4 protein-coding genes and 1 pseudogene are annotated in these 4953 nt (G+C 50.3%); all 5 read left to right on the plus strand.

Annotated elements, in window-relative coordinates; genetic code table 11:
- Positions 1-42 precede the first annotated feature (42 nt).
- A pseudogene (locus ACI31J_RS08380) lies at positions 43-774 on the plus strand (MFS transporter); the annotation flags it as partial.
- 2 nt (positions 775-776) lie between these two features.
- The gene (locus ACI31J_RS08385) at positions 777-2756 is read left to right on the plus strand and encodes a glycoside hydrolase family 2 TIM barrel-domain containing protein (protein WP_439773962.1); all 1980 of its coding nucleotides are present in this window, start codon (positions 777-779) and stop codon (positions 2754-2756) included.
- A 38-nt stretch (positions 2757-2794) separates the two neighbouring features.
- On the plus strand, positions 2795-2971 hold the full coding sequence (locus ACI31J_RS08390) for a hypothetical protein (RefSeq protein ID WP_439773963.1): 177 nt from the start codon (positions 2795-2797) through the stop codon (positions 2969-2971).
- 323 nt (positions 2972-3294) lie between these two features.
- Positions 3295-4509: a tryptophan synthase subunit beta gene (trpB, locus tag ACI31J_RS08395; RefSeq protein WP_439773964.1), complete on the plus strand. Its 1215-nt coding sequence runs from the start codon at positions 3295-3297 to the stop codon at positions 4507-4509.
- A 97-nt stretch (positions 4510-4606) separates the two neighbouring features.
- The coding region (locus ACI31J_RS08400) for a helix-turn-helix domain-containing protein (RefSeq protein ID WP_439773965.1) at positions 4607-4953 on the plus strand (347 nt) is incomplete at its 3' end.

Consider the following 4953-nt stretch of genomic DNA (forward strand, 5'->3'; position numbering starts at 1 on the left):
TTGGCGGTTGAATTCGTGCGATAAAAGGAAGACCCGAAAGTCGATGCCCAACAAGCGCAGATCTTAGATTTGCATGAAGCGATGACCATGATTACTAAGAACAAGTACGTCTGGGCCTTTGCCGGGATGTACGGCTTGTACGGACTGATTACTGGTTTGGCAGCCGGTTCTTACTACTTCACTTACATTGTTGGTAATATTAGGGCGTTCGGTCTGGTTGGATTTACCAGTATTATTCTGCTGCCGGTCCTCTTCTTCCCGAAGATGATCAAGCGCTATAGTTTAGGGACGATTTATGTCACATTCACCATCATTTCCATCATTGGTTACGCGGGTGTGTTCATTGCCAAGGGCAATCTAGCCTTCGTACTGCTCATGGTGCTGCTGACAAATGTTTTGTCACTGCCGGAAGTTTACATGAAGCCGTTGTGTATTACTGACCTTGGGATTTACAACGAATACTTGGGTTACCACCGGATGGAAGGGACCGCGGGTTCGCTCGCCGGATTCCTAAACAAGCTGATGACTGGGATCGGTGCCGGGATGACTGGCTGGGTATTGTCATTGACCGGTTATGTTAAAGGTGCCGGTGGCAATGTGGCACTGCAACCACAATCAGCCTTATTCGGGATTCGTTCCCTGTACAGTCTGATCCCAATGGTCGGGGTCATTATCATTCTCCTGTGTGCTTTAATCTTTGCACGGCTGGAGAAGCGTCTGCCGGCAATCGAAGCAGAGATTAAGCAACGCCGTTCAGCTAAGAAAGGGGCTTAGCAATGAGAACTATTAAGACCATTAATGATAATTGGACTTTTTCAAAGAAGCCGGATGATCAAAACGCGCGGGCCATCAACCTGCCCCACACCTGGAATGCCAAGGATGGCCAGGATGGCGGTAACGACTACTACCGCGGTTACGGTTATTATTGCAAACAATTAAAGATAGAGAAGGATTCCGCCAGCGAATACTGGCTGCAGTTTGACGCGGTCGCCCAACGTGCAACGGTTTATGTTAACGACCAAGAAGTGGGTCATCATGACGGCGGGTATTCTGCGTTTCGGCTGAACGTGACGGCTGCTTTGCAAGATGGGGGAAATACGATTAAGGTGGTTGCCGACAATCTCGCTAATGACCAGGTTTACCCCCAAAAGGCTGACTTTACCTTTTTTGGCGGGATTACTCGTGATGTCCACCTGATCCAGGTTGGTCACGCCCATTTTGCCCTGGGGCACTATGGCGATTCTGGCATCAAAATCACGCCGCGTTTTGCCAGCGACCAGGCAGCGGATGCTGAAGTAGAAGTGGCGATCCGGACAGAAGGCGCTGCCGATGGTTCCACCGTCACCATGCAGGTCGACGGGCAAGTCGTCAGCGGGGTGATCAAGGATAACCATGCCCAGTTAACGCTGACGATTAAAGACGCCCATCGTTGGGATGGCATTGATGACCCTTACTTGTACCATGCCCTGTTTACCCTGAACACGGACGATGACCAGCAGCTGATTTCATTTGGCTGCCGGACCTATCACTTTGATCCGATCAAGGGCTTCATCTTAAACGGCCGCCCTTACCGGATTGTCGGCGCGGCAAAACACGAAGACTACTACGGAGTCGGGCCAGCGGTTACGCGTGAAATGGAAGACCAGGATAACCGGCTACTGTTGGGGATGGGCGGCAACGCCTGGCGGCTGGCGCACTACCAACATTCCGACTACGAATACGCCGCGGCGGACCGATTAGGGATTTTGGTGTGGGCGGAAATCCCGCAGATCACCACCTACATGAAGTCGGGAGATGCTAATGCTGCCCAGCAATTGACGGAATTGATTTGTCAAAATTGGAACCATGCTTCCATCATTTGCTGGACTCTCTCAAATGAGATCACCACCTCTACTGGGGTAACCGCTGACCTGTTGGCCTGTCATCAACGCTTGAATGACCTGGCCCACCGGTTGGATGATAGTCGGCTCACCTGCATGGCCAATGCGTTTATGCTGGAACCAGATTCCGAATTGTTGAAGGTGCCGGATCTACGCACTTACAACCTTTACTACGGCTGGTATGTGCCGGGCATTGACGAGAACGAACACTTCTTGGATGAATTCCATGCAAAATATCCAGACATGATGATTGGTTTATCGGAATACGGGGCCGATAACAATCCAGCTTTCCATTCCGAACATCCCGAACAGGGCGACTACACCGAAGAATATGCGGCACTATACCATGAACATATGCTGAACATATGGGTACAACGGCCGTGGCTGGGGATGCTGTTCCCATGGACGTTGGCGGACTTTTCGGCGGATGGTCGTGAAGAGGGTGGCAAGCCCGGCCAAAATCAAAAAGGGCTGGTAACGATTGACCGGCGCATCAAGAAGGATTCTTATTACATTTACAAGGCTTACCTGAGCAAGCAGCCATTTGTTCATATTTGCGGCCATCGCTATACCAAGCGACCCCGGCACACGGTCATTAAGGTCTACAGCAATCAACCAGAAGTTGCCTTATTCGTTAATGACCAACTGGTTGCCAAGAAGCGGGGGCACTACGTCTTTACCTTTGCACTTAATTTGCCAGCCCGGTCTCAGATCACCGCAACGGCCGGTAATTGTCGTGATAGTATTGCCATTACGGTTACCGATCAACCCGTTCCGGAATACAGCAATGGCGGTAAGGGGCCGTCACTAATTGGTTTGACAAAGATCCAATTGACCCGGCCTATTATTCCATTAATGACAGCATCAACGAGCTGAATAAGAATCCTCAAGCCGCGGCAATCTACAAAGAAATTTTGACTAAGGCGGTTGCTTCCTTCGGGGATGTGGCTAAGGAATCCAAGATCTCGCCGGCAATGCAGAAGAAGATGAACGCGATTCCGCTGGCTAAGCAGCTAAAGATGGTTGCTCGGGCAATCAAACCGGGCGAGGTTGAGCAGTATAATCGCCAGTTGCAACAAATTAAAAAGTGATTGCGGAACATAAATTAAAAACAAATTAACAATCCTTGTTGACAAATTACAATTCTCTAATTATAATCAAATCAATCTTAAACGAAAGGAACGATTACCATGACAAAGCAAACCCGTTGGCAACTCTGGCACAGCTAGGTGAGACGATCTGTTTTAACAACATCAGTCTCGCCATCATTCACCATGCAATGATTTTGGGGCTGATGCCAGGTAATTGTTCATCAATAAATGAACGACAGGATGGCATTAATGGTGCCGTCCTGTTTTTTTATCCCTTCAGGCCCCTTGACGATTCGATGATCATAATCAAAGGAGTCTTAAAAATGACAGTTGACAATACAAAAACTCAAGCAACGACGCAAGAATACTTTGGCGACTACGGTGGACAATATGTGCCAGACGCGGTTAAGCCGGCGCTGGACGAGGTCGCCGATTACTTCAATCGCTATCAGGACGATCCGGACTTTAACGCTGAGTTGGCTGACTTGTTGAAAAACTACGACGGCCGGGAAACCCCGTTGTACTTTGCGGAGGCTCTGACTAAGCATCTGGGCGGGGCACAGATCTACCTCAAGCGCGAGGACCTGAACCACCTCGGGGCCCACAAGATCAACAACACCCTCGGGCAGATTCTCTTGGCCAAACGAATGGGTAAGACCCGGATCATCGCCGAGACGGGGGCCGGCCAGCACGGGGTGGCAACGGCGGCGGTGGCGGCCCGGTTCGGGATGTCTTGCGATATCTACATGGGGGCCAAGGATTGCGAACGGCAAAAATTGAACGTCTTTCGGATGACGCTGATGGGTGCGACCGTTCATCCGGCTGGGCAGCCCGGTGAGGGAACGCTGGAGGACGCGGTTGGCGCCGCCTTTGCGGATCTGGCAACGCATCAGGACAACACCTACTACATCGTGGGTTCTGCCGTGGGGCCATACCCCTACCCGGCGATGGTCAAGAAGTTCCAGTCCATCATCAGTAAGGAGGCCCGGCAACAATTCCTTGACCAGCTTGGCCGTCTCCCCGATGCCGTCATTGCTTGTGTCGGTGGCGGGTCTAACGCCATCGGGGCCTTTGCCAACTTCTTAAACGACCAGAACGTTCGCCTGATCGGGGCGGAAGCGGCCGGAAAGGGTGCGGACACACCCCAAAACGCGGCGACGTTGACCAATGGTACGGTCGGGGTTAACGACGGAATGAAGTCCTACGTCCTGAAGGATCCCGATGGCAGCATCAAGCGGACCTACTCGATCTCGGCCGGCTTGGATTACCCCGGGGTCGGGCCGGAACACTCCTATCTGAAGGACATCAAGCGCGCCGAGTACTTCCCGATCACTGATGACGAAGCGGTCAACGCGTTCCAGCTGTTGAGCAAGCTGGAGGGAATCATCCCGGCACTGGAAAGTTCACACGCATTGGCCCAGGCGATTAAGATGGCTCCGAAGATGGGATCGGATCAGGTCTTGATGGTCAACCTGTCCGGACGGGGTGACAAGGACGTCCGGCAGGTGGCTGATTATTTGGGGATTGATGTGGAATAGTTTTTGAAAAAGGGGAAGCCGGCCAGGATTGGCTATAATGCCCTCTAAGTATACAGATGAAATAGAAAATTCATCTTATACTTGGAGGGCATTTTTTATGTCAAGAAAACCTAAATATAATGTCGAACAGAAGCTAAATATATTGAAGGAGGTCACACACTCTAGTGCTAGAGAAGTAGCTAAAAAGTATGGGCTTAGTAAAGGAACTATCGCAACTTGGTATCGTCTATATAAGTATCAAGGAATTGATGGCTTACGCTCTACTCACAATAATCATAGCTATTCAAAGGAATTCAAAGTATCTTTGGTTGAGCAGTACCAAAATTCAGATGATTCTCTGGAAACTTTCGCAATTAAACATGGATTAAAGTCAAAAAGTCAATTATCAAACTGGATTATCCAGTATAATGAATCAAAACTGAAGGCTTATACGCCAAGAAAGCG

The sequence above is a fragment of the Limosilactobacillus sp. genome (assembly GCF_051873075.1).
GTDB lineage: Bacteria > Bacillota > Bacilli > Lactobacillales > Lactobacillaceae > Limosilactobacillus.

Coding starts and splice junctions, on each gene's coding strand:
- ACI31J_RS08385 (WP_439773962.1), top strand. CDS start 777: ATGAGAACTATTAAGACCATTAATGATAATTGGACTTTTTCAAAGAAG.
- trpB (WP_439773964.1), top strand. CDS start 3,295: ATGACAGTTGACAATACAAAAACTCAAGCAACGACGCAAGAATACTTT.